This window comes from Paenibacillus pedocola, from assembly GCF_031599675.1.
Classification (GTDB): Bacteria; Bacillota; Bacilli; order Paenibacillales; family Paenibacillaceae; genus Paenibacillus_AQ; species Paenibacillus_AQ pedocola.
In genome coordinates this window covers 46,530-70,193 of sequence record NZ_CP134223.1, presented here as the reverse complement: position 1 = coordinate 70,193, position 23,664 = coordinate 46,530, and the positions used below count along the sequence as shown (strand labels likewise).

Sequence of the window (23,664 nt, the reverse complement as noted above, 5' to 3'; positions counted from 1 at the left end):
CGAAGCTGCAACTTCTTTGATGGTTCTACACAACAAAACTCGCTTCGTAAGCATTCGCTTAAGTTTTGTGAAGCTTACATGGTTATCATCGTTTATTGCCTGTCAGTATACTGTACTTCAGGACGCTTTGAAAACCCCGAAGATTGGATTTATGTAAAATAAAGCTTATTCTCGCATTCAAAACGCATCAACAGCTCTGAATATCGCCACATCGTCTCTTCTAACAGCATGCACAAAAAAGAGCCTTCACTATCCCTGAATGAGCGGAGAGGAAGACTCTTATAAGAAATTTCAATAATTATACTTCGAAGTTATACAGCGGAGTGCTAAGGTAGCGTTCGCCGTTACTTGGAATAATGACAACGACTTTTTTGCCTGCTCCCAGCTCTTTGGCTACTTTAAGCGCTGCAAATACAGCGGCACCGGAAGAAATACCGGACAACACGCCTTCTTCTTTGGCAACACGGCGTGCAGTTTCGAAGGCTTCGTCGTTTTCCACATGAATGATCTCATCATAAATGTTCTGGTTCAGGATATCCGGAATGAAGTTAGCGCCAATCCCTTGGATTTTGTGCGGGCCTGGTTTGCCGCCGGCCAGAATAGGTGAAGCAGCGGGCTCTACCGCATAAATCTTCACATCAGGATATTGCTTCTTCAGTACTTCGCCGGCACCGGAGATGGTTCCGCCAGTACCTACGCCTGCAACGAACGCATCCAATGGTCCACCGATCGATTCAATCGCTTCTACGATTTCAGGACCGGTTGTTTCCAGGTGAATCTTCAGGTTAGCTTTGTTCTTAAACTGCTCAGCAAGGAAGTAATCCGGATTCTCGGCCAAAATCTGCTCGGCTTTCTTAACCGCACCGTTCATACCTTCCGATCCCGGAGTCAGTACGAGTTCAGCACCGTAAGCGCGAAGCAGGTTACGGCGCTCAAGGCTCATCGTTTCAGGCATAACAATAACTGCCTTGTAGCCTTTGGCAGCTGCAACAAGTGCTAAGCCGATACCAGTGTTACCGCTGGTAGCTTCTACAATCGTTCCGCCCGGTTTCAGAAGACCATCCTTCTCAGCTTCTTCAACAATGCTGAGGGCAATACGGTCTTTAACGCTGGAACCCGGGTTTTGGTATTCCAGCTTCAAGTAGATATCTGCGGAACCTTCGGGAGTGATCCGATTCAAACGAACAAGCGGTGTGCCACCGATCAAATCTGTTACGCTGTTGACGACTTTAGCCATGAGCAAAAACCTCCTTGGAATATTTAATAATCTATGAGTGCATAACTTGTGACATAAGTCTTCAGCATGTAATTCCGGGTGTTTGATGTATTGCGGCTTATCTCTCAAGGGGACGATGAGTCTGCACCAGGATATTCAATACCGCAGCGTCAAGTTATAACGCTGTAAGGCGGCCATTTTGTGTAATCCGCCGCCGGTTATTCCCGACTAAAACGGTAGGTTTTACATTTAACCTCATATTATCAATCTTGCAGGCCGTTGTCAATATATATCGCTGTGTCATATTTAGTACGCAGATCGCTTTCTACCTGCTGTAACGGGGCAGCCTGCTCCAGTGCCAGCTCCCGGCGTACCTGCTCCCGGATTTCCGCCTCATCCGGTTTAGGGGGATCAATCATTTTCTCCAGCCGGATTACGGCATAAGCTTCACCGGTCTGCAGCGGCCCGGCGATATCGCCCGCCTCAAGTCCTGCAGCCGTTTGCAGCAGATCCCCAGGCCAGAAAGGGTCATCCTCCTCCACCATTCCGATGCTGCCTCCGTGCTCCCTGCTCTCGGTGTCGATGGAGACCTCCTTGGCTACAGCGGCAAAATCCTCTCCCTGCTCCAGCCGGTCCATCACATGGTCTGCCTCATCGTAAGTCTCCACCTTGATCATCGAGAGCTGCATTTGCTTCTTGGGTGTGAAGCGTGCGGAATTCTCCGCTAAATAATCATCGATTGCCGATTCACTGATTATAACGTCCTTTGTGGCCACCGCCTGGAGAGTGAGCCGGTAAACCGCCTCCTCACGCACCTCCTGACGGGAAAGTCCCAGCTCAGACCGCATTTGCGTGTAATACTGTTCCTCTGAGCCATAACCAGCCATACTGCGCTGAAGTTCCTGCTCGATGTCTGTATCTGTCACGGTAATGCCAAGCGCCTTGGCTTCCTTATCGACTACAATGTGATTGAGTATACCCAGAAGCACCTCATCACCGTGCTTTTTTTTGAGTTCATCTATCCATTCCCGGTCCGTTACCGGCTGTCCGCCTGCGCTGGCGATATCAGCGGATTCACCCTCAGCAGCCTCACCCTTCAGAATGTACATGGCCCGCAGACTCCAAAAGAGCAGCCCTCCAAGGACTAAAGTGCCGACAGCAAGTATGACAACGGCATTGCGCAGCACGCGCTCCTGTCTAGTCATCATCGCATGCCCTACGATCTCGCTTGATCCAGGATAACCTGAAGTTCATCCTTATTAAATAAATAGGCCTCGTTGCAGAAATGACATACAACCTCCGCCTGATCGTCTTCTTCGATTAAACGCTCCAGCTCGTGCTGGCCCAGACTGACCAATGTTTGTTCCACCCGCTCCCGCGAGCATTGGCAGACAAAATTAATATCCAGTTCATCCAGTACTATGGCATCCGGTAAAAGATAGCGCAGCATTTCCTCAGGTTCAAGTCCCTGATCAAGCAGGGTAGTAACAGATGGCATAGCGCCTACTGCCTGTTCAATCTCAGTAATTTCAGCATCGGTAAGACCTGGAAGCAGCTGGATGATAAATCCTCCGGCAACACTCACAGAGTTATCCGGTTCCACCAATACACCCAGCCCGACCGCCGCCGGTGTCTGCTCGGAAACGGCAAAGTAGTAGGTGAAATCATCGCCAAGCTCACCTGAAATAATAGGTACGCTTCCGCGATAAGGCTCCTTCATCCCCAAATCCTTGCTCACATCAATAAATCCTTCGGTGCCTACAGCACCGGCCACATCCAGTTTGCCAAGACTGTTGCTGGGCAGATGCACATGCGGATTGCTCACGTAGCCACGCACTTCCCCAAGAGCATTCGATTCAGCCGTAATCTGTCCAATCGGGCCGTTGCCTTTGACCATAATAGCCAGCTTCTCTTCTCCTTTAAGCATAGCGCCCATCATGGCTGCTGCGGTTACTGTACGGCCCAGTGCGGCTGTAGCCGTCGGGTACGTATCATGTCTGCGCCGCAATTCATCAACGAGTGCTGTCGTGCGGACAGCAAATGCCCGGACTCTTCCGTCCAGTGCAGTCCCCCGGATCAGCCGGTCTTTTTTTGTTTCCATTGGGTGCATATCCCTCCACTCTCTTAGCCTCGTTCAGGCTTCTTTATCTTTATTGGTTACGGTCATAAATAATACGCAGGCCTTCAAGTGTCAGCATAGGATTAACTTCATCTATACAGTCCGTCTCCCCGGCAATAAGCGTTGCAAGCCCGCCTGTTGCTATGACCTTCAGTACCGGCGCATTCATTTCCTGCTTGATTCTCCGTACGATTCCCTCAACCTGGCCGGCATAACCAAAAATAATCCCGGCTTGCATGGCATGCACCGTATTGCGCCCAATTACCTTCTTGGGTTTCTCCAGCTCGATTCTCGGCAGTTTGGATGCCCGCTGATACAGGGCCTCGGTGGAAATACCGAGCCCCGGTACAATGGCCCCGCCAAGATAATTGGCACCGGCATCAATACAGTCGAATGTAGTTGCAGTCCCGAAGTCCACGACCACTAGCGGGCATTTGTACTGTTCAATAGCCGCAACAGCATTCACAATCCGGTCAGCCCCTACTTCACGGGGGTTTTCATAACGCAGATTAAGACCGGTCTTGATTCCGGGACCAACCAGCAGCGGATCTTTGCCGATATACTTTACACACATCTCAACGATTACTTGGACAAGTGGAGGGACAACAGAGGAGATAATTACGCCCTCCACATCTTTAAACGATATGTTCGACATATGGAACAAATTATGAATCAGCACGCCATATTCATCGGCCGTAGATTGACGCGCAGTGCTGAGCCGGAAATGGTGCAGCAGCTCACGCTTCCGGTAAACACCGAGCACAATATTGGTATTGCCGATATCGACCGCCAGTATCATGAGAGAGGCGCCTCCTTCTTGGCATTCAGATCCAGACTGATGTCCAGACTAGTGAAGGAATAGGTCAGCCTTCCAACAGAAATCACATCCACGCCTGATTCAGCAATGCTGCGAACAGTCTCCAGGGAAACATTCCCCGAAGCTTCGGTTTTGACATGCGGTGATTTGGTCTTAATTCTTCTAACGGCTTCCTTCATCAGCTCAGGCGCCATATTGTCCAGCATTATAATATCTGCTCCTGCAGCTAAAGCTTCCTCAACCTGCTCCAGGCTCTCGGTCTCCACTTCAATGGTCATGGTATGCGGTATATTCGCCCGGGCCCGGCCTACAGCTTGACGAATACCTCCGGCTCCCTTGATATGATTATCCTTGATCATCACAGCATCGTACAATCCGAACCGGTGGTTCGCCCCGCCGCCAACGCGGACAGCGTACTTCTCCAGCATCCGGTGTCCCGGTGTAGTCTTACGGGTATCAACAAGCCGTGTAGGCAGACCATTCAGCGCTTCTACAAAAGCAGCTGTCCGTGAAGCAACACCGGACAATCTCTGCATCAGGTTAAGCGCAAGCCGCTCCCCGGTCAGAATTGCGTGCGTGCTTCCCTCTACTTCCGCAATTACCGTTCCCTTTGCCACGCTCTGGCCTTCTTGAACCAGTGCCGTAAAGACAAGCGACGGATCCACAACTTCAAAAACCAGCTCTGCCACAGGCAGGCCGCAGATGACACCGGCTTCCTTCGCATGGATGATTCCCTTGGATTCGTGTCCTGCGGGAATCGTCGTCCGTGTTGTAATATCACCCGAACCGACATCCTCCTGCAGCCAACCCTTGATTAATTGCACTAATTCTTCGTTGTATCCATTAAACATCATCACTTAATTCCTCCACTATTCCGAGATCGCGAATCTGGAGCAAATGTTTCTGCCACTTCGCATCATCCCTTAGCGGATAATCCTCACGGTAATGTGCTCCACGACTCTCCTGCCGCGCCAAAGCCGATTCTGTGATCAGCAGGCAGCAGGTAAGCATGTTGGCAAACTCATATTCCTCACGTTTGGTTAGAGCAGAGCCAAAAATCGGCAGCTGCCGTTTTAGTTCTTCCAGCCCTTTTTCCAGCATTTCCTCATTCCGCCGGAGACCGGCATATCGCACCATTACCTTTTGCAGCTTAAGCCGACGTTCGACTATAGCTTGGGTCGGTGATTCTACCCGCCCTTCATCACACCCTGCGGATACGATATCCCGGCCAAGCGGCGGAAGCTGGCGGATACGTTCAATAATCCGCCGTCCAAATACGATAGCTTCGGATAAAGAGTTGCTGGCCAGGCGGTTTGCTCCCTGTACTCCGGTCGAAGAAACCTCGCCGCAGGCAAACAGCCGGGCGATATTGCTTTCTCCGTTCAGATCAGTCTTGATGCCCCCCATCATATAATGCGCAGCAGGAGCCACAGGAATCCAATCACTTGTAATATCGAGCCCGTAACTCATACATGTCTCATAAATTGTCGGGAACCGGTGTTTAACCATATCCGCGGGCTCATGTGTAATGTCGAGGTATACGAAGGTTGACTTGGTGAGCTCCATCTCACTGATAATCGCCCGGGCTACGATGTCACGGGGTGCCAATTCCAGCAGCTCATGATAACGCTCCATGAACCGTTCACCATTAATATTGCGCAGGACAGCTCCCTCACCGCGTACAGCCTCGGAAATCAGGAAACGTGGTGCTCCGGGATAACTCAGTGCTGTCGGATGGAACTGGATAAATTCCATATCCCGCACATGGGCTCCGGCCCGGTAGGCTATCGCTACCCCATCCCCGGTCGCAACCTCGGGATTCGTAGTATAGCGGTACAGTTGCCCCGCTCCCCCTGAGCAGAGAATCGTGGCATCGGCTTGCAGGAACAGTCTTCCGCCGCCTAGACGCTGCACCAGCGCACCAACGCATTCTCCCCCCTCTGTAATAAGATCTATAACAAAATGGTCATCCCAGATCTCAATATTCTCATGCTGCTGGACTTGTTCCGCGAGTGCACGGACAATTTCATAGCCGGTAGCATCCCCATTAGCATGAAGGATACGGCGGTGGCTGTGTGCTGCTTCCTGTGTTAAAGCCAGTACACCGTTTTCCTTATCGAATATGGTGCCGAGGCGGATCAGTTCACGCACACCCTCAGGACCTTCATGCACCAATACATCCACTGCTGCGGAAGAGTTAAGCCCCGCTCCAGCCATTAGGGTGTCCTGGCGGTGGTAGACTGGTGAATCATCTTCTGAGAATACTGCAGCAATTCCGCCCTGTGCATACCGGGTGTTGCTCTCCATCAGTGATTTCTTAGTAATCATAATAACCTTCCGGTCTTCACTGGCTTTAATTGCTGTGAACAATCCGGCAATCCCCGAGCCGATTACAAGGCAGTCTGTCTTTACTGTAGGGAGCTCACGAAGATCGAAATCTACTAAATATTGTGGAATCATGACCGCTTTTCACCTGTTTCAACGAAAGAGTAGCGCATGCTACCGGACTTGTAGCATGCGCTCTAGGGAGGTTCTGGCTTTGTCGGCGACAGCGGGCGGTACGTAAATCTGCGGCTTCATCGTCTCCAGGCATTTTACCAGTTTCTTTAGATTATTAACTTTCATATTAGGGCAGACAAGGAATTTTGTCGCAAAGTGGAATTCCTTATCCGGACTGTCTTTGCGCAGCTGGTAGCCAGTACCGTCCTCTGTTCCAACGATAAACTGCCGGCGGTCCGATTTCCGGCAATACTCAATGATCGAGGTGGTGCTGCCTACATAATCACCCATCGCAACTACTTCAGGGCGGCATTCCGGATGTACCACAAATTCTGCCTCCGGATATTTGGCTCTCATTTCAATAACATCTTTAACCGTGAGCATATCATGAGTGTTGCAATAGCCTTCCCAGATGATCAGCTTCTTACCGGTCTGTTCCTGAACATAATTGCCCAGGTTCTTGTCCGGCACCCAGATGATTTCCTCCGCGTCGAGCGATTCAATCACCTTGACGGCGTTGGCCGAGGTACAGCAAATATCCGTTTCCGCCTTAATCTCAGCCGACGAGTTAATATAGGTGACCACCTTGGCGTTCGGATGCTGCGCCTTGAGCTTACGGAGCCCATCCACATTGACCATATCCGCCATAGGACAGCCTGCACGTTCGTCCGGAATCAGTACGGTTTTGTTCGGGGCAAGAATCTTGGCGCTTTCGCCCATGAAATGCACACCGCAGAATACAATAACCTCCGCATCGGTCTCCGCTGCCTTTTGAGCCAGTAAAAAAGAATCCCCCCGGAAATCCGCTACCTCCTGAATTTCATCCCGCTGATAATAATGAGCCAAAATAATTGCATTCCGTTCCTTCTTAAGCTGTTCGAGGCGCTCACGAAGTTCACGGTTCTGTTCCTGCTTGCGCTCAAGCGCCAGAGCTTCCACGGTCTGTTCTCCCCCTTAATTCTTATAGCTAATCAAAGCCGGACATTCATTATACCAGTTACCCGCTGCATTCAGATATGCAAAGCCACTCAGCTCTGCTATTTCAAGGTATATTTATTATTTAATATTTAATCACTAATGTACACAACGTTCCACCCCCTGTCAATGTGACCAGGCAAGCAGCAGCGCCCTGCACAGGCTGCACAAAGACATAGAACCCCGGGTATATCCATGCTTATATTACAAAAAAAACCGGAGAACCCATGGGTTCTCCGGTTGGACTGTATACTCTTTATTCGGTCATGGGCAACTTAGACCAGGCTTCCGCCGCCGTCTTTATTGCCGCCGTTCGGATCATTTCCGTCCTCGGAATCCGTTTTGTTCGGGATATCCTTGGTCAGATCAGGCAGTGTAGCTGAATCATCATCGGTTTTGCCCTGAATACGAACACGCACATCACCAATAGAATCAATGACTGGCTCTCCTGCTTCATGAGTCACCCCAGGCACTTCTTCCGGTTTGCCATCCTCAGTCAGGTACCCTTGCTCAATCAGTTCTTTGATCTGATCAAGTTCCAGCGTTTCCTTCTCAAGAAGTGTGTTAGCGATCAAGTGCATTTCCTTAGAATACTTAGTCAGCAGCTCACGGCAGCGCTCATAGCAACTGCGGATAAAGTTCTGCATTTCCTGATCGATTTCGTAAGCAATGGAATCACTGTAGTTCTGCTCATGCCCAATATCACGGCCAAGGAATACCTGGCCTTGGGAGGTGCCGAACTGCATAGGTCCCAGCTTGTCGCTCATACCGTATTCCATAATCATGCTTCGCACGATGCGTGTAGCCTGCTGGAAGTCACTGTATGCACCTGTTCCTACTTCACCGATAAACAATTCTTCGGCCACACGTCCGCCGAGGAGTCCGGTTACTTTATCCAACAGTTCCTGCTTGGTAACAAGCATACGGTCTTCCTTAGGAAGCATAATGACATATCCGCCAGCACGTCCGCGCGGGATAATTGTTACTTTGTGAACCATATCAGCATGCTCCAAGAAGTAGCCAACGATGGTATGACCTGCTTCGTGATAAGCAACGATGCGCTTCTCGCGTTCACTGATGACACGGCTGCGTTTCTCAGTACCCACGATTACACGGTCAATCGCTTCATCGACTTCCCGCATGGTAATATCCTTGCGGTTACGGCGGGCAGCGAGGAGTGCCGCTTCATTCAGCAAATTCTCCAGGTCGGCACCGGTAAACCCGGTAGTACGCTTAGCGATAACATCAAGTCTGACGTCCTTCGTAAGAGGTTTATTACGGGAGTGAACCTTCAGTACAGCTTCACGGCCTTTCACATCAGGGCGGTCAACCGTAATCTGGCGGTCAAAACGTCCCGGACGGAGAAGCGCCGGATCAAGTATGTCTGCGCGGTTAGTAGCCGCGACGATGATGATACCTTCGTTGCCGCCAAAGCCGTCCATCTCGACGAGCAATTGGTTGAGCGTCTGTTCGCGTTCATCATGTCCGCCGCCGAGTCCGGCGCCGCGTTGACGGCCCACTGCATCGATCTCATCAATAAAGATGATACATGGAGCATTCTTCTTGGCATTCTCGAACAGGTCACGTACACGGGAAGCACCGACACCGACGAACATTTCTACAAAGTCGGAACCGGAAATACTGAAGAAAGGAACGCCTGCTTCACCGGCAACAGCGCGGGCCAGCAAGGTTTTACCAGTCCCTGGAGGACCGACCAGCAGTACCCCCTTAGGAATACGGGCACCTACTGCAGCGAACTTACGAGGATCCTTCAAGAACTCGACCACTTCGACCAGTTCCTGCTTCTCTTCATCAGCACCAGCAACATCCTCGAAGCTGATCTTCTTCTTCTCTTCATTGTACAGGCGGGCTTTGCTCTTGCCGAAGTTCATCACTTTGCCGCCGCCGCCCTGCGCATTATTGAACAGGAAGAAGAACAGGATGAACATAATTACCAGCGGGATAATGGAAGAAAGGAATGTCAGCCAGATGCTGTCGCCTTCCATTTTCTTCTGGGTCAACTCTACGCCATTGGAATCGCTGGCGGATATGAGTTCATTGATGGCTGCATCAGTAGGAGGAACATATGTGGAGAAGCTTTTCGATTTGGCATCAGTCGGCAAATTTTTGTATTCACCGGTAACCAGAAATGCATTACCTTCAAACTGAATCGTCATGCTCTTCACATTGTTAGTTTTGATCTCCTGCCGTAACTCATCGTATCTAGGGAAATCGGCGGATTCATTTCCATTGCTGACAAACTGGACAATGCCCACCACGACTAAAAATAAAATCAAATAAAAACCAGAATTCCGGATGAACCGATTCATCCCCTACCTCCTCTCACAACGCTCAAGTTATTGTACCATAGCCTGCCCGGAGTCCTCAAATAACATCAGGCCCGGGAATCTGATCCGTAGATCTAAGGCTGTCGATTGGTTCATTTGGAATAAATTTCAGGCTTCAGCACACCGACATAAGGGAGGTTCCGATATAGCTCGGCATAGTCTAGTCCGTAGCCGACCAGGAATGCATCAGGAATCACAAAACCGGTAAATTCGGCTTCAAGATTAACTGCACGGCCTGACGGTTTGTCGAACAGGGTGACTACTTTGACAGAAGCAGCGTTGCGGCCCTGCAGCATGTCAATCAAATAGCTGAGCGTAAGACCGCTGTCGATAATGTCCTCCACAATCAGAACATCGCGGCCTTCAACTGATGTGTCCAAATCCTTGATGATTTTGACAATACCGGATGATTTGGTCGTACCACCGTAGCTGGATACTGCCATAAAGTCCATTTCAACGGGTACTGTAATGACTTTAACCAAATCTGCCATAAAGATAAACGCGCCTTTTAGCACACAGATCACTAAAGGCGTGCGTCCTGCATATTCTTCGCTCAGCTGGGCGCCGAGCTCCCTGATTCTTTGTTGAATTTCCTCTTGGCTGATCAAGATTTCCTGAATATCGTTCTGCAACTTGCGAACCTCCTAAGTTATACTATGAAAGACTTACAGCGACCATTACGTTTCTCCGCTTTTCTCCAGTTCTTCCAGAGTTAAGAGCAGAACCGAGGCCGTGTGCCGCCCTACTGCGGCATGCATCGAGCGTCTTACGCCCGGAATCCAGACGATATTGCCCGAACCATCACAAACGAGGGGAATTCTAGAACGTTCGGAAGAAGGTATTTTATCATCAATGTAAATATCTTTTACCTTTTTGCTTCCGTTTAATCCCATAACCTTTATGGTATCTCCAGGCAATCGGGAACGGACGGTCAGCGGCAGCACCAGCTCATCGCTGTCAAACCAGGCTGACATCTTCCCGGAATCCTCCCCCTGTAAAGCAAAACTTTCCCTCTCCAGCACCGTCATTGTCATTGCTTTTCCGATTTCCCATAGCTCAAGGCGGGAGTCGGGCAAAGACAGCCGATATGTATAGCTAACCTGCTGCTGCGGAGGCTTGGACGAGAACAAAATGGTATCGTATTGCCGCACACAGATCAGCCCCCCACCCAAATCCAGACTCCATACGGTGGGATGTTCCTGCAGCGTCCCCCGGCGCACTGCTTCGATCTTGGAAAAATCCAAGGCCCGTGAATCCGCCGACAGATAATTTAATATTAGTTTAATCAAACGCCGTTGTAAAGCGGAGGGCACGGCCGCAAATGAAGCTCTCTTAAAGGTGTATTTTCCATGCTCGAACAAAACTAGCTCTTCGAAGCATTTTAACGCATTCGCCTCCATAAATTCATCTTCCGCTCCGGCAATTTCAGACAGCTGCAGAAGCGACTGCTTTACTTTGGGGTTATACTTTTCCAGCATCGGCAGCACCTCCAGCCGAACCGCATTCCGCTTATATTTCATAAGCAGATTGCTGGCATCCATGGCATAAGCAAACCCTTCACTCTGACACAGCCCGATAAGAGCTGTTTTGTTAATACGCAGAAAGGGGCGGATGAGTTCCACCTTTTTTTCGGTTCTTTTCCAGCGCATCCCGGCCAGTCCCGAAGGACCGCTGCCGCGCAGCAGACGCATCAGCACCGTCTCCGCCTGATCATCGGCATGATGCGCCAGTGCGACGGCGCGCGCCCCATACCGCTTAGCCGTTTCAATCAGAAACTGATAACGTTTCTCCCGCGCTGCTCCCTCCGGTCCCAGACCGCTTTTCTTCACAATAGAGGGAATATCGAATTCAGCCAGCTCAAAAGGTAAACCCAGCTCATCCGCCAGTGCGCGGACAAATTCAGCCTCCTCCTGCGACTCAGCTCTAAAGCCATGGTTCACATGGGCGCATATCAGATTTAGCGGTGTACGGTTCAAGGATATTTCATGCAAAATACGCAAAAGAGCCACAGAGTCCGGTCCTCCGGAAACTGCGACTACAATGGTGTCATGGGGTGCCCACAGCTCATGCTCGGCCGCGGACTCCATTACGTACTGCACTAGTTCATTCATTTGCTCCATCTGCGGCTTCCTTTCCTGCCTGTTAAATACAAGAGCTCTGAGCGGCATATTGGGCCCTGGATCGTATGTAGTATGTATAATGTCAAAAACGGAGCACCCAGTAAATTGTAAAGGCCAGCACAAACAAAGAAAGTGCAAAGGCATTCTTCAGCCAGCGCGGAGTTGCCATAGTCTCTTTGGCTGGTTTGCGCTGATTATAGATATGATGCTTCCACGCCGCCGCTGCCGCCGCTGATCCGGTAAACCCGCCCTTCAGCGCCAGGCACAGCCAGGAGGAAAGCTTTTTGTCCGGCAGATTTCTGGCCAGTCTGGTCAGCTCATCCACGCTCCGGGTCTGCGGAAGCTGCTGGGCAGCAACCTTCAGCCCGTCCTCATTAAGCAGGCGAAGGCACAGCACGGCAAATGAAAAGAGGTCGTAGCTCTCATCACCCGTGCGGCTCCCGGCGTTCCAGAACCCGCGGTCATGCCATTCGGTAAATTGCTTGACACTGCGTCCCATTGGACTTGCACCGCCATAATCAATCAGCTCGGCTTCCCCGTAATCCGATACCATCACGTTCTCCGGCTTCAGGTCTCCAAACACAAAGCCGCATTCGTGCAGCAGTTGCAGCTTCTCCAGCAGCTTCAGTCCGACCAGCCCCAGCCAGGAGGCACCGTTTTTGGCCAAAAAAAGATGCAGCGGCCGCCCCTCCACATAACGCATGACGTAAAACGGCTCATTGTCCCCGCCTTTAAAGTCATCCGATTCCAGCAGATAAGAGGAGAGCGGAGATTCACGGCGTGCCCGGTACTCACTGCGCTTACGGCAGGATTGAAGGGAAGTCAGCACATTGATTTCAGACTGCAGTTCAAGCGTGTCGTTTCCGACCTTGAGCGCATACTTCTCCCGTCTGCCTTCTCTTTGCACGAGATATACGGTTCCGTTCGCCCCTTTTCCCAGCAGCCGTTCGACAACATAGCGGTTCCCCCGCCATTTGCCTGAAATTACGGTGCCTACCGGATAGGGTGGATTAGACGACATACCCACCAATCATCCCTTCTCGTTCACCCTGGTCCTCGCTGACGCGGCGGTCACGGTGTTCATCCAGTTTATCATAACGGTAATGCTCAAGCACCTTGAAAATCGCCGGTCCTGTCGGTGTAGCTCCCCTCATCTTCAGCCTGCTGAACAGGGAGCGGACTTCGGATACATCGCTGCTCCAGTCCATATCGAGCATGGCATCCTCGCTGCTGGAACGTCCGGGAAAATGGAACACGGCAAGCTCGCTGCGTCCTTCCCGCGCCTCCAGGCTGAGCGCCAAATCACGGATTGCCTCCTCAACTGCACCCAGCTTAGGCTTCATGCTTGCACTTGCATCTATGAGCAGTGCTATGCGCAGCGGTGTGGTCTCCGTAAGCTCATCTACCACAGTAACGACCTGCGAACGTTTAAGCGGAGGAAGCTCTTCCAGCGAGCCTTCACCGAGTATTTTTTTTACCTCTTTATTAACCGCCTGCTGAATAGTCTGAACCACGGTTTTCCGGGTCATCATCTGCATCGTCTGCGCCAGCTGCGGCGTGCCGACGATCCGGCTGAGTCCGCCGCCGGCTTTGGCGATATCCGCAATCTCCCGGCTCCCAAGCTCTCCGATCGTCCCGTAATCCACTACGCCAACGACATTCACGGTGATTCCCTCCTGCCGGGCATGCGCCGCAGCCATCACCGGACTTTCCCCCACGTTTGAACAACCGTCAGTAATGAGCAAGATTTGTCTCATGACCTGTTCACTCCCCTTTGCCTTGTTCTGTTTCTAGCATATCCAAGGTTGAGAGATTTCAAACGCCGCCTCTTAGGCGGAAGACCATAGATTTAATAAATTCGTGAAAAAGCGTCACTGCGAGGAACTTTTGGGCTTCCGATCGCTGTTGTCCCTGGATTTATGGAATACATCATAAGGTGTAAATCCGGGGACAAAGGCCAACGCTAACGCTTCTACAGCTCCAAAATTCCTCTCCGTTCCGTTAATTCACTTATTTTGAATCATATGATTAAGCCGCTGAACCAGCGGCTTTTGAAACGGGGCGGGGCAGAGACGGGCTAGTCTATTGAATGGACTCGCCGGATTAGGCGACACTCCTGGAAATCCGATAGATACCTGAGATGACAGACTTCTCGTTGGTTAGCAACCATCGCTATAATGGGAATAACTCCACCTAATTGGATGCATATTTTCAAAAATCATAATTTAGTTGGAAAAACTCCATTAAGATCACGTGAAATCAGCCATTCCGTCAACAAGGCGGAGAATTAAATGGACAATTTCCCGCTAGAATTAATTCCATAGCCGGCACGAGGAATGTAAGTGGATTAATTCCCACTACATGCTCCTCTTATAAACTGGCAGCTAGACAGCAATCCTTCCATATATAATGCATAAACAATACTCCAAGACGTATAGCGGACTTCAAATGATAGGTTACCTACCAAATTATCTTTAACTCACGGTGCGCGGACGCTCCATCCGGCCAATACCGGGCATATGCAGGCTGGACCACTCCGGATGGAAATGATCAAGACGGGTGACGACAATGGTCATGTCATCATGTATCTCATTGCCCTGATACCGGATTACCTTATCCAGCAGCTCATCGGCCATATCCTGCGGATCATCGCCCTCAAGCTCCTGAATCAGCCGTTTCATCCATATCTCTTTATTAACGGCATATCCGGGCGCATCATAAATACCATCGGTCATCATTATGAGAATATCGCCCGGGCGCAGCTGCATGCTGATCAGATCGACCTCAATATCTTTTATAATCCCGATGGGCAGATTGCTTGAAGTAATGGGAATGACCTCGCTGCCCCGGCGGATAAAGCTCGGTGCAGAAGCAATCTTCATAAAGGTCGTCTGCGCCGAATACTGGTCTATCAGCGCCATATCCACCGTCGCATAGAATTCATCCGGTGAACGCAGCAACAGAATGGAATTGACGGATTTCACGGCCAGCTTCTCGTCCATTCCCGATTGCAGGAGCTTCTCCAGCATCGAAAGCGCAGCGCTGCTCTCCATCCGGGCACGTTCCCCGTTCCCCATCCCGTCACTGATGGATACCGCAAAGGTGCCATTGCCCAGCTCCACCGTGCTGAAGCTGTCGCCGGAGAGCAAATCGCCTCCCTTAGCCGCACCGGCCACACCCGTGCTCACTTCATAAGCCTTCGCCGAGCCGAACGTGACCATGGACAATCCCTCACGCGGATGAACAGCCGTTTCACTGACGACGGCAATGTTCTCCTCCAGAATGTCAGAGAGCAGCGGGGCGATCATTTTGCGGCATTCATCAAATCCCCGTGTATAAGCATGGACTACCTCAATCTCTACCCGTCCGGGGTCAAGACTGAGAATCTCAATGCTGTGAATGGACAGTCCCAGCTTCTCCAATGCTTCACGGATCTGGCTTTCCTGCCGGTACATAGCCTGTCCCTCACGTTTAATCTCTTTGGCCAGATCCTCCATAACCTGGGAGACGCCGGATAATTGCTCAGCAACAAATTGGCGGCTGTCGTATATTTGTCTTTTCCAGCGCATATCATGCTGGTAAAGATCATATTGGCCTTTCATGACCTCCAGCACCTCGGCCGTCTTACCGCAAATCCGGTTCCACTCCGGAGGAAGCTGGGCGGCCGTTATATCCGGGCACTCTTCTACGGTAGTCATCATATCTGTCATGTATCTGTAGGTCTGATAGAACTTGGCATCCCAGCAGTGAGTCCGGCGGATGCAGCCGGCGCAGGCGCCTTCGGTTACGGTGCTCATGAAATCCTCCATTTCACGATCCGTCTTCCCCGCTTCCCCGGCCCGGGGAATTTGGCCGAAGCTGCTGGACAGCTGCTGGAATACTTGGGAAAACTGCGTAACCCGGTCTGCCGTAATATCTCTTACTCTACGGGCATATTCATGCTGCGACCGGCTGTGATCGGCAGTGCCCGGTACATATTTGGCAATGGCAGAAATAATGCCTTTAGGTGTGAGAAGAAACAACAGCACAGCTGCACTAGTCTCCCAGGTTGAGGCCATTACATCACCCGGACCAAGAAAATAAACGGACAGAATGGTTGATCCCAGCAGCATTCCCATGGATACCGCCCCTTTGCGCCCGGACTGCATCATACCGGCCAGCATACCCGAGAAGGCAAGCAGGCTCATTTGGTAGATAGCCCCGATATCGGCAAGACTGAGAATTAGACCTGTCACTACCCCAACAGCAGCGCCGAGTGGAGCACCCCCGGCCAGCGCAAACAGCAAAATGAGGTACCGGGATAATATATGTTCGAGCGACAATCCGTTTACGGTCCAGCCTACAAGGCCGGTCATTACGGAAGCAAGCAGAATGATCAGGCATAGGATCTCATCACTGCGCAGCGCCCGGCTTTTCTGCTTAAACGTAAAGAGCGGAAGCGCCTGCAAGAACACTAGCGTCAGCACAAACCCGAGAAGTGCATCAATGACGGACATCATCAGCGGATACCAGGCGATGGACGGCCCAATCACCACCCGGAACAGGCCGACCATAAACGAGGATACGAATACCATCAGCGGTGCATAAGAGAGGTCTACGCGCTGAAAGTTCTCAAGCCCCTTATAGATCAGGAAGAAAATAATCAGTTCAGAAGCAACTACAATAGCACCGGGAAACGGAGTGAACAGACTGCCAAGAACGATAGCCGCAGCCACGGGCAGCATAGAGTCTCTCCGCATAAACACAATGACTGCAAAGTATGCTGCAGCAAAGGGTGACAGCTCGTCCAAAATCATGGCCCGTCCCAACAGAAAGCCCATAAGACTCAGCAGCAGCATCCATTTCTTGACTGTGATAAGCTGGAAAAGCGGCTGCTTGATACCCCAGTTCTTAAACCGCATACTCCAGGCTTCTTCCTTCTGCGCCTTGTCCTTGCTTCCAGCTTTGGCCCACTCCGGCAAATTCACCACATTGCTTTTATTCATTTCCTTTGCACCACCCGTTTAAGAATTTATGGTTCTCATTATAAGCGGGCGGTTCTATTAAAGTTTGTCAGAAACAGAGAGCGGCGCTCAAGAAATTTCCGACAAAAAAGCCTGCGCCGACATTTTATGGAAATTTAGAGCTATCCCTTACGGGTCAGCGGATTGATAGACTTTAAGATTGCGCTCCTCCCAAAGATCGGAAAGCGCTACCGCGGACATTCGTCAGCGATTGCCCTAGAGTTATGTGAGATTGGCAAGGATGCTGTCGGCAATTTGTGTATCAGCGACAAAAAAACCGCAAGGGGCAATTGCCCCCGCGGTTATTTATGATGTACAAGTATTGAATTATACGCGTTTAGCTCCACGGCCTCCGCGCTTTCCTTCTGTGTTCTTCTTGATCGAAGATATCCGTTCTTCGCTGTCTTTCAGGAAGCGTGACATTTTATCCTCGAATGAAGGTTTACCGGCTGCAGGCTTGAATGGACGCCCACCCCGTTCACGATTGTAACCACCACCGCCGCCGCCTCCACTGCCGCCACCGCCGCCGAAACGGTCTCCGCCGCTTGGACGTTCTGGTCTTGGAGCTCTAGGGGGACGTACTTCCGATGCCGGCTTATCTACAGCCTGCTTAATGGAAAGCCCGATCTTGCCGTCCTTGTCAACATTGATCACCTTGACGGTTACTACATCACCAATCTTTAAATGATCGTTAACATCCTTGACGTAGTTATCGGCGATTTCCGAAATGTGAACGAGACCTGTGACACCTCCTGACAGATCCACAAATGCTCCGAAATGCGTGATGCCTGTCACCTTGCCCTCTAACTTGGTGCCCACTTCAATTGCCATAGAATAAAATGATCCTCCCTTAAAAATATACAGACGAATATAAAGTCCATCCTGTCTGCGGTGATTTGATTATACAGTAAAGAGCAAAGCAAGGCAACACAGCGAAAGCCTTATTTGGCCTGCTTTATTGCCCTGATTGCTCCGTACGAATTGGCAGTTCCCCCGGGAGATACATATTGTACCATTTCCGCGCCAATTGGCCGATATACTCATCTTCATTTAGCCTCGACACTTCGTATTTCAGCTGATTGAGAGAGGCCGTCACATTCTCATTACTTGCCTGCTTCTTGGCAAGCACCTCTTTCTTGTCCGCAATTGAAGCGCTCTGGTCAAAGAAAATATAGCCGGACCAACCAAAAAACACGGCCATCACGAGGAGCCAGATGAATTTTCTTCTCTTTGCGCCTGCGGTCAAAGCTTCGCTTAGATTTCCCTTGTCTTCCGCAGATAATCTGCTCATACGTCGTACCCCCATTAAAGGTCAGCGTTTCCGCCATGCGTTTATCCATTCAATAGATCTCGTAATCCAGGCGGAATGATAGAGCCGGGACAAATACGGAGAGATCCACCTTACTGGAAGTACCCAAATTGGCTTCGTTAGACGCAAAAGCAGCTTCAGGATAAATAACAGGATACGGCCTAGCAGCAGCAGCGTCCCTTTTAGAAGGCGCCATAGCCAGAGCAGCGGTACACCTATTAATGTTTCCAATATTCTCCATAGTAGTCTGCATGTGTACTGTACCGACTGAATTAACATTACCACAAAACGCCGCACCGTAACACTGAAGATCAAAAAATAGATCCATACGCCTAAGAAGAGGCCCAAAAAGACATAAAACCTCAATTGCCCCTGATTTCCGGCATACAGCATGCGAAAGACGAGCAGGGCCGCCCATACCCAATACAGCAGATCCAGCAGCGCATTCAGCCATTTGGGAAAGCTTAGCTTCAGCGACAGCACCCGGTAGCTGTCATAGGTCAATCCCATAGCTGTGCCGGCCAGCATCATATAGAGCAGGGTCATCCATTGAACCGCGGGGTTCATTTAAACAGCTTGCCGAGTATGCCCTTGTTTTTCCCCTGCGATCCGGGATCGAGATAAATCAGGGAATGGACATTGCCTTCCAGGGACAGAATACCGTTCTCGAGACTTAAATTTTTGATATGTAAATGATTCCCGCGAATGGTGAGATGGCCAAGTTCTGTCCGAAGCAGAAACTCCTCGCTATCGAAGCTCTCTACATTCTGCACGCCTGTAAGTTCCAATTGCTTGCGACTGCGCATGTGCAGATCGTGCTGTTTATTGACTTTGACTGGCTCGATCATAGCATGTACCCCTCCTTCTTGATTCTAATCTATGGTGATCAGAAGGGTTATAGAACACAGGGATATACAATTTGAGTCATACCTCAAAATCATTACGCAAATTGCACAGGATCAAGAAAATATAAAAAGAGCGCAAGCTTTACCTAATCGTAAAGCCCGCGCTCTTTATTCTGTTCAGCTATCAGCTCTTACCAGTCAAGACCGCTGCTCTTGGCCACAGGCTCTTCACGGAGTAGTGTGTACATACCGGCTGCTTCATCCTTGCGGGTGGTTTCGACCAGCTTCTCCACTTTGACCGTTACGAGCTTTTGACCAAATTGCACCGTAATCTCGTCACCGATCTTTACTGTGCTGCTTGGTTTGGATTCTTTCCCGTTAATCAGCACACGGCCTTGTTCGGACACATCCTTGGCCACGGTACGGCGCTTGATCAGCCGGGACACTTTCAAAAACTTGTCCAAACGCATTAGTTAACGGCTTCTTTGAGCTTGTTTCCAGCCTTGAAGGCCGGTACAGTCGATTCAGGGATTTCAATAGGTGTGCCCGATTGCGGGTTGCGGCCGGTGCGGCCGGAACGTTTGCGGGTTTCAAAAGTACCGAAGCCAATCAGCTGCACTTTATCGCCTTTGGACAAAGCTTCTGTAATTTCGCTAAGTACGCCGTTCAGTACTGCTTCTACATCTTTTTTGGCCAATCCGCTTTTTTCGGAAATGTTGTTTACCAGATCTGTCTTGTTCATAATTTGAAGTTCCTCCTAGGATACGAAAAAATAAATGAAATGCGATCCATGCTGCCAGAATCTGGCGCAAATCGTCATTTCGTCTTTATGATATTCTTGATGCCGCTCTGAAATCCTGCCACAACGACCTTTTTTTTAAAAATATAGTAGTTTTCCAGGCTCAAAGCACTACTACATTATAAACCTCTCACTGCATTTGAAACCAGGGAATTAAGGCTCATTCACAGCATTGCCGCTTCTTGCCGCACCTATACGGCAATATCCAAGAAAATATACCATTCTCCGAAGCAGCCATGACAGGCGGATTTTGATAGTTTCACCCGATTCAGCAGGGCTATTTCCGCTCCTCCGCCTTCGCTTCCTGCCATAATTGCTCCATGACCTCCAGGCCGCTCTCCTTCACACTTGTCCCCCGATTCAGCAATTGCTGCTCGATGTATGCAAAACGCGACACAAACTTGCGGTTAGTGCGGGTCAGTGCCTCCTCCGGGTCGGCTCCGATGAAGCGGGCAATGTTAGTTGCTGCGAACAGCAGATCGCCAAGCTCAAGCATCTGCTCTTCAGCCGTTGCGCCGGTCTCAATCGCTTCCTGCAGCTCATCAACTTCCTCGCGGATTTTGGCCAGAACGTCGGTTGTATTGTCCCAGTCGAAGCCCACTTTCGATGCCTTCTTCTGCAGCTTGTAGGCTTTCATAAGTGCCGGCAGATCGCGGGGAACACCGCTAAGCGCTGACTCCGCTTCAGGCATCATCCCTTTTAGCCGCTTCTCTTCAGCTTTCATGCCTTCCCAGTTTTTCAGCGCCTCTTCGGCATCTGCAGCGTTTTTGCCGCCAAATACATGCGGATGACGGAAGATCAGCTTATCATTCAATCCCTCAATCACATCATAGACACTAAAAGTGCCCAGCTCCTCTTCCATCTGGGAATGAAGCATGATCTGCAGCAGCAGATCCCCAAGCTCTTCCTTCATATGGTCAGGATCATCCTCATCGATCGTTTCCAGCACCTCATAGGTTTCCTCGATCAGATTCTTCCGCAGCGATTCATGCGTCTGCTCACGGTCCCAAGGACAGCCCTCCGGGCTTCTCAGGGTATCAACGATTTCATGAAGGCGGGCAAAGGTGCGTTTACGCGCATCCTCCGAACGGTTCGCCGGAACATACACCAGTGAAAGGTTGCCATACCCGTCCAGCCGGTCCAGCTCATACAGCGGCACCCGTAGAATACGCTCCTCCTGTTCCACTCCAAGCGCATGGCCCACAATCACTTCGTACTCCGGCGGGTACAGCTCCATCAGACACAGCTTTGTTTCTGATGCTGTAAAGCTGTCATAGACCTGGCCGATCAGGGTATGCAGCTGCGGCTGAAGCTGGGAGCTGCGGATCCCCGAGGCATCCAGCAGCTGAAAGCCTTCAATCGGATCGAAGCCCAGGCGCACAAATGCCTCATCCAGGAAGCTCTCCCCGCCGAGAATCTGCAGCTCAATGCCCGCTTCCGGGCAGCGCTGGCGCAGGAGGGATACCGCCGACTCCGCGACCATCGGGTGGCCTGGAACAGCATAGACGATCTCAGTACCCTGCGGTGCAGACAGCGCTTCTTCGATTAATCGGGAAGTAATCGCTTCATATACCTCCGGAAAGGAATCCAGCGACTCATATAACCCGTCAAACGATCGGGAAGAGATCTCCAGCTCCTTGAGCGCCGCCATTACCGGATGCTCAGCGGTCCGTACGTAAACGGTCGTTGCCGCCTTCAGTTTCTTAATAATGCCCAGCGTCAGCCGGTCCGGGTTGCCTGAACCCAGGCCAACCACTGTTAATGTTGCACTCATGCCGTTCCACTCCTTCTTATGCTATCAATCAAATCTCCGAGCGTATGCCATGTGCCCGCTTCTTAAGGGAACAGGCGCAGCTTCTTCAGCTTATCCGCCAGCTTCGGGCCGAAGCCCGGCAGCTGGCGCAGCTCGCTCTCGCTGAGCAGCCGCAGGGCTACCGCGCCTGCGGCAAAGACAGCGCAGCCCGCCAGCACGCCGAGCAGGCTCTGCGCGAGGCTTGCCGTCCGCCCGCCGCCGAAGCCGGCGGCAGCCGCAGCAAAGCCGGCGCCGGAGCTCACAGCGGCGGCGGCCAACCCTAAGCCCGCGAGCAGCAGCGCGGGCTTCACCAGGGCATCTGCGAAGCGCAGCCGCAGATAGCCCTGGCGGTGCAGCAGCAGCACGTTCAGCGCAGCTGCGAACAGATGCGTAGCCACGCTGGCGATGGCTGCGCCGGTAATGCCCTGCTGCGGCACGAGCAGCAGGTTGAGGGCCGCCTTAAGCATTGCTGCGGCCAACAGATGCAGCGCCGGCGCACGCACGGCGCCAAGGCCCTGCAGCAGCGCGGCCGAGATGATGCTGACCGTGCCGCCGGCGGCGGTGAAGGCCAGCCAGATCATCGTGCTGCTGCCGGCGGCATCGCCGTACAGAGCCACGTTAATCGGCTCTGCCAGGACTGCCAGGCCGACTGAAGCGGCCAGGCCCAGCAGCCAGAACCAGCGCAACGACAGGCTGCAGCGGGTTCTTACAAGCCCCTCGTCCCCGCGGTATTTGGCCTCGGCCAGTGCCGGTATGAATACAACTGACAGTGAGGTCGCCAGCATCGTCACGATCTGCACAAGCGGCAGACCGCGGTTGTAAATGCCGAACTGCGCCATTGAAGCCGCTTCACTGTAGGATGACGACAGCAGCCGGGGGACTGTAAACACATCGACCAGTCCGACCAGCGGCACGGCTAATGCCCCCAGCATTACCGGCAGCCCGTAGGTGAGCAGCTGCCGGGCTTGGATGCCTTTGTGCCGCCGGCCCCCGGCCGCCGCGCTGAAGCCGGACTGTCTACCTGCTGCAGTCTCAGCAGCGGCGGCGGATAATTCGGATGCAGCTTCCGGCAGTAATGCGGAGACCTTATGGCGGTGGCGCCGCCAGAACAGCAGCATGACAAGGAGCCCTGCGGCTCCGCCTCCGGCTGAGCCGAGCAACGCGCCAGCCGCTATACTGGCTGCGTCCGCACCATTTCTTGTCAGATACAGCAGCAGTGCGATCATCACAATAACGCGGACTGACTGCTCTACAACCTGAGATACAGCCGTCGGCACCATATTATGCAATCCCTGAAAGTAGCCGCGCATGGCTGCCATCAGCGGTACAACTGCCAGCCCCCAGGCGCTGGTATGCAGCGCTGGTATAACATGCGAATTTCCGACCCACCTTGCAATGACCGGAGCACCGGCATAGGTAAGCACACCGATAACCAGGCCGCTGATGGCTGTAAGGATTGCCGACAGCCGGAGTACCCGGCGTCCTTCTGCCTCATCTCCTCCGGCGGAAGCCTCGGCTACAAATTTGGATATGGCGGGCGGCAGACCCAGCATCGCGACCGTGACAAGCATCGTATACAGCGGATAAACCGTATTATAAATGCCGAAAACGGCATCCCCGCCTAAATTTTGCAGCGGGATCTTTTGCAGCGTACCAATAAGCTTGGAGACAATAGCTGCTGCACTGAGAATAAATGCTCCTTGCAGCAACTTGGAGCCTTGCGGGTTTAATTTCATGGTTTACCTGCTTCTACAGCTATAACTGTCATAATGGGATGAATTCCTAATATTATAACGCATGCAGGCAGACGACAAAACCCCGC

General features: G+C 51.6%; 21 protein-coding genes. All 21 read right to left on the bottom strand.

From position 1 onward, the window contains the following. Positions 1-298 precede the first annotated feature (298 nt). Complete coding sequence (cysK, locus tag QU597_RS00325) at positions 299-1,237, bottom strand: cysteine synthase A (protein WP_206102660.1); 939 nt, start codon at positions 1,235-1,237, stop codon at positions 299-301. A gap of 242 nt (positions 1,238-1,479) precedes the next feature. Further along, a complete protein-coding gene (locus tag QU597_RS00320) occupies positions 1,480-2,424 on the bottom strand; it encodes a peptidylprolyl isomerase (protein ID WP_310830889.1) in 945 nt (314 codons plus the stop codon). A gap of 8 nt (positions 2,425-2,432) precedes the next feature. Then, positions 2,433-3,317: an Hsp33 family molecular chaperone HslO gene (gene hslO / locus QU597_RS00315; protein ID WP_310830888.1), complete on the bottom strand. Its 885-nt coding sequence runs from the start codon at positions 3,315-3,317 to the stop codon at positions 2,433-2,435. Between the two features lie 49 nt (positions 3,318-3,366). Continuing rightward, positions 3,367-4,134, bottom strand: coding sequence for a type III pantothenate kinase (locus QU597_RS00310; protein ID WP_206102657.1), 768 nt, complete (start codon positions 4,132-4,134; stop codon positions 3,367-3,369). Further along, positions 4,131-5,006, bottom strand: coding sequence for a carboxylating nicotinate-nucleotide diphosphorylase (gene nadC, locus QU597_RS00305; RefSeq protein WP_310830887.1), 876 nt, complete (start codon positions 5,004-5,006; stop codon positions 4,131-4,133). The genes QU597_RS00310 and nadC overlap by 4 nt, the downstream gene beginning before the upstream one ends. Beyond that, positions 4,996-6,612 (bottom strand): L-aspartate oxidase, encoded by a 1,617-nt coding sequence (nadB, locus tag QU597_RS00300; protein WP_310830886.1) that lies wholly within the window; start codon positions 6,610-6,612, stop codon positions 4,996-4,998. Before nadB ends, nadC begins: the two co-directional genes overlap by 11 nt. Positions 6,613-6,651: 39 nt before the next feature. Then, a complete protein-coding gene (gene nadA / locus QU597_RS00295; RefSeq protein ID WP_206102654.1) occupies positions 6,652-7,590 on the bottom strand; it encodes a quinolinate synthase NadA in 939 nt (312 codons plus the stop codon). A gap of 311 nt (positions 7,591-7,901) precedes the next feature. Next, positions 7,902-9,956: an ATP-dependent zinc metalloprotease FtsH gene (ftsH, locus tag QU597_RS00290; protein WP_310830885.1), complete on the bottom strand. Its 2,055-nt coding sequence runs from the start codon at positions 9,954-9,956 to the stop codon at positions 7,902-7,904. A 110-nt stretch (positions 9,957-10,066) separates the two neighbouring features. Further along, positions 10,067-10,606 carry a hypoxanthine phosphoribosyltransferase gene (hpt, locus tag QU597_RS00285; protein WP_206102652.1) on the bottom strand — a complete coding sequence of 180 codons (540 nt, stop codon included), beginning with the start codon at positions 10,604-10,606 and terminating at the stop codon, positions 10,067-10,069. Positions 10,607-10,651: 45 nt separating this feature from the next. Continuing rightward, positions 10,652-12,094, bottom strand: a complete 1,443-nt coding sequence (tilS, locus tag QU597_RS00280) for a tRNA lysidine(34) synthetase TilS (RefSeq protein WP_310830884.1) — start codon at positions 12,092-12,094, stop codon at positions 10,652-10,654. 82 nt (positions 12,095-12,176) lie between these two features. Beyond that, positions 12,177-13,115 (bottom strand): protein kinase domain-containing protein, encoded by a 939-nt coding sequence (locus QU597_RS00275; RefSeq protein ID WP_370656224.1) that lies wholly within the window; start codon positions 13,113-13,115, stop codon positions 12,177-12,179. Further along, positions 13,105-13,851, bottom strand: coding sequence for a vWA domain-containing protein (locus tag QU597_RS00270; RefSeq protein ID WP_310830882.1), 747 nt, complete (start codon positions 13,849-13,851; stop codon positions 13,105-13,107). Before QU597_RS00270 ends, QU597_RS00275 begins: the two co-directional genes overlap by 11 nt. 717 nt (positions 13,852-14,568) lie before the next feature. Beyond that, a complete protein-coding gene (gene spoIIE / locus QU597_RS00265; protein WP_369698835.1) occupies positions 14,569-17,079 on the bottom strand; it encodes a stage II sporulation protein E in 2,511 nt (836 codons plus the stop codon). A 345-nt stretch (positions 17,080-17,424) separates the two neighbouring features. Then, a complete protein-coding gene (locus QU597_RS00260) occupies positions 17,425-17,928 on the bottom strand; it encodes a S1 domain-containing RNA-binding protein (protein WP_236337506.1) in 504 nt (167 codons plus the stop codon). A gap of 124 nt (positions 17,929-18,052) precedes the next feature. Beyond that, positions 18,053-18,388 carry an FtsB family cell division protein gene (locus QU597_RS00255; protein WP_054944021.1) on the bottom strand — a complete coding sequence of 112 codons (336 nt, stop codon included), beginning with the start codon at positions 18,386-18,388 and terminating at the stop codon, positions 18,053-18,055. A 21-nt stretch (positions 18,389-18,409) separates the two neighbouring features. Then, positions 18,410-18,973 (bottom strand): spore cortex biosynthesis protein YabQ, encoded by a 564-nt coding sequence (gene yabQ, locus QU597_RS00250; RefSeq protein ID WP_310830881.1) that lies wholly within the window; start codon positions 18,971-18,973, stop codon positions 18,410-18,412. Continuing rightward, positions 18,970-19,254, bottom strand: a complete 285-nt coding sequence (gene yabP / locus QU597_RS00245) for a sporulation protein YabP (protein ID WP_054944023.1) — start codon at positions 19,252-19,254, stop codon at positions 18,970-18,972. The genes yabQ and yabP overlap by 4 nt, the downstream gene beginning before the upstream one ends. A 188-nt stretch (positions 19,255-19,442) precedes the next feature. Beyond that, positions 19,443-19,721 carry an RNA-binding S4 domain-containing protein gene (locus QU597_RS00240; RefSeq protein ID WP_038584395.1) on the bottom strand — a complete coding sequence of 93 codons (279 nt, stop codon included), beginning with the start codon at positions 19,719-19,721 and terminating at the stop codon, positions 19,443-19,445. Further along, positions 19,721-19,993: an HU family DNA-binding protein gene (locus tag QU597_RS00235; protein WP_054944024.1), complete on the bottom strand. Its 273-nt coding sequence runs from the start codon at positions 19,991-19,993 to the stop codon at positions 19,721-19,723. Before QU597_RS00235 ends, QU597_RS00240 begins: the two co-directional genes overlap by 1 nt. Before the next feature lie 334 nt (positions 19,994-20,327). Further along, positions 20,328-21,824, bottom strand: coding sequence for a bifunctional methyltransferase/pyrophosphohydrolase YabN (gene yabN, locus QU597_RS00230; protein WP_310830880.1), 1,497 nt, complete (start codon positions 21,822-21,824; stop codon positions 20,328-20,330). Between the two features lie 62 nt (positions 21,825-21,886). Continuing rightward, positions 21,887-23,578, bottom strand: coding sequence for a putative polysaccharide biosynthesis protein (locus QU597_RS00225; RefSeq protein ID WP_310830879.1), 1,692 nt, complete (start codon positions 23,576-23,578; stop codon positions 21,887-21,889). Between the last annotated feature and the right edge of the window lie 86 nt (positions 23,579-23,664).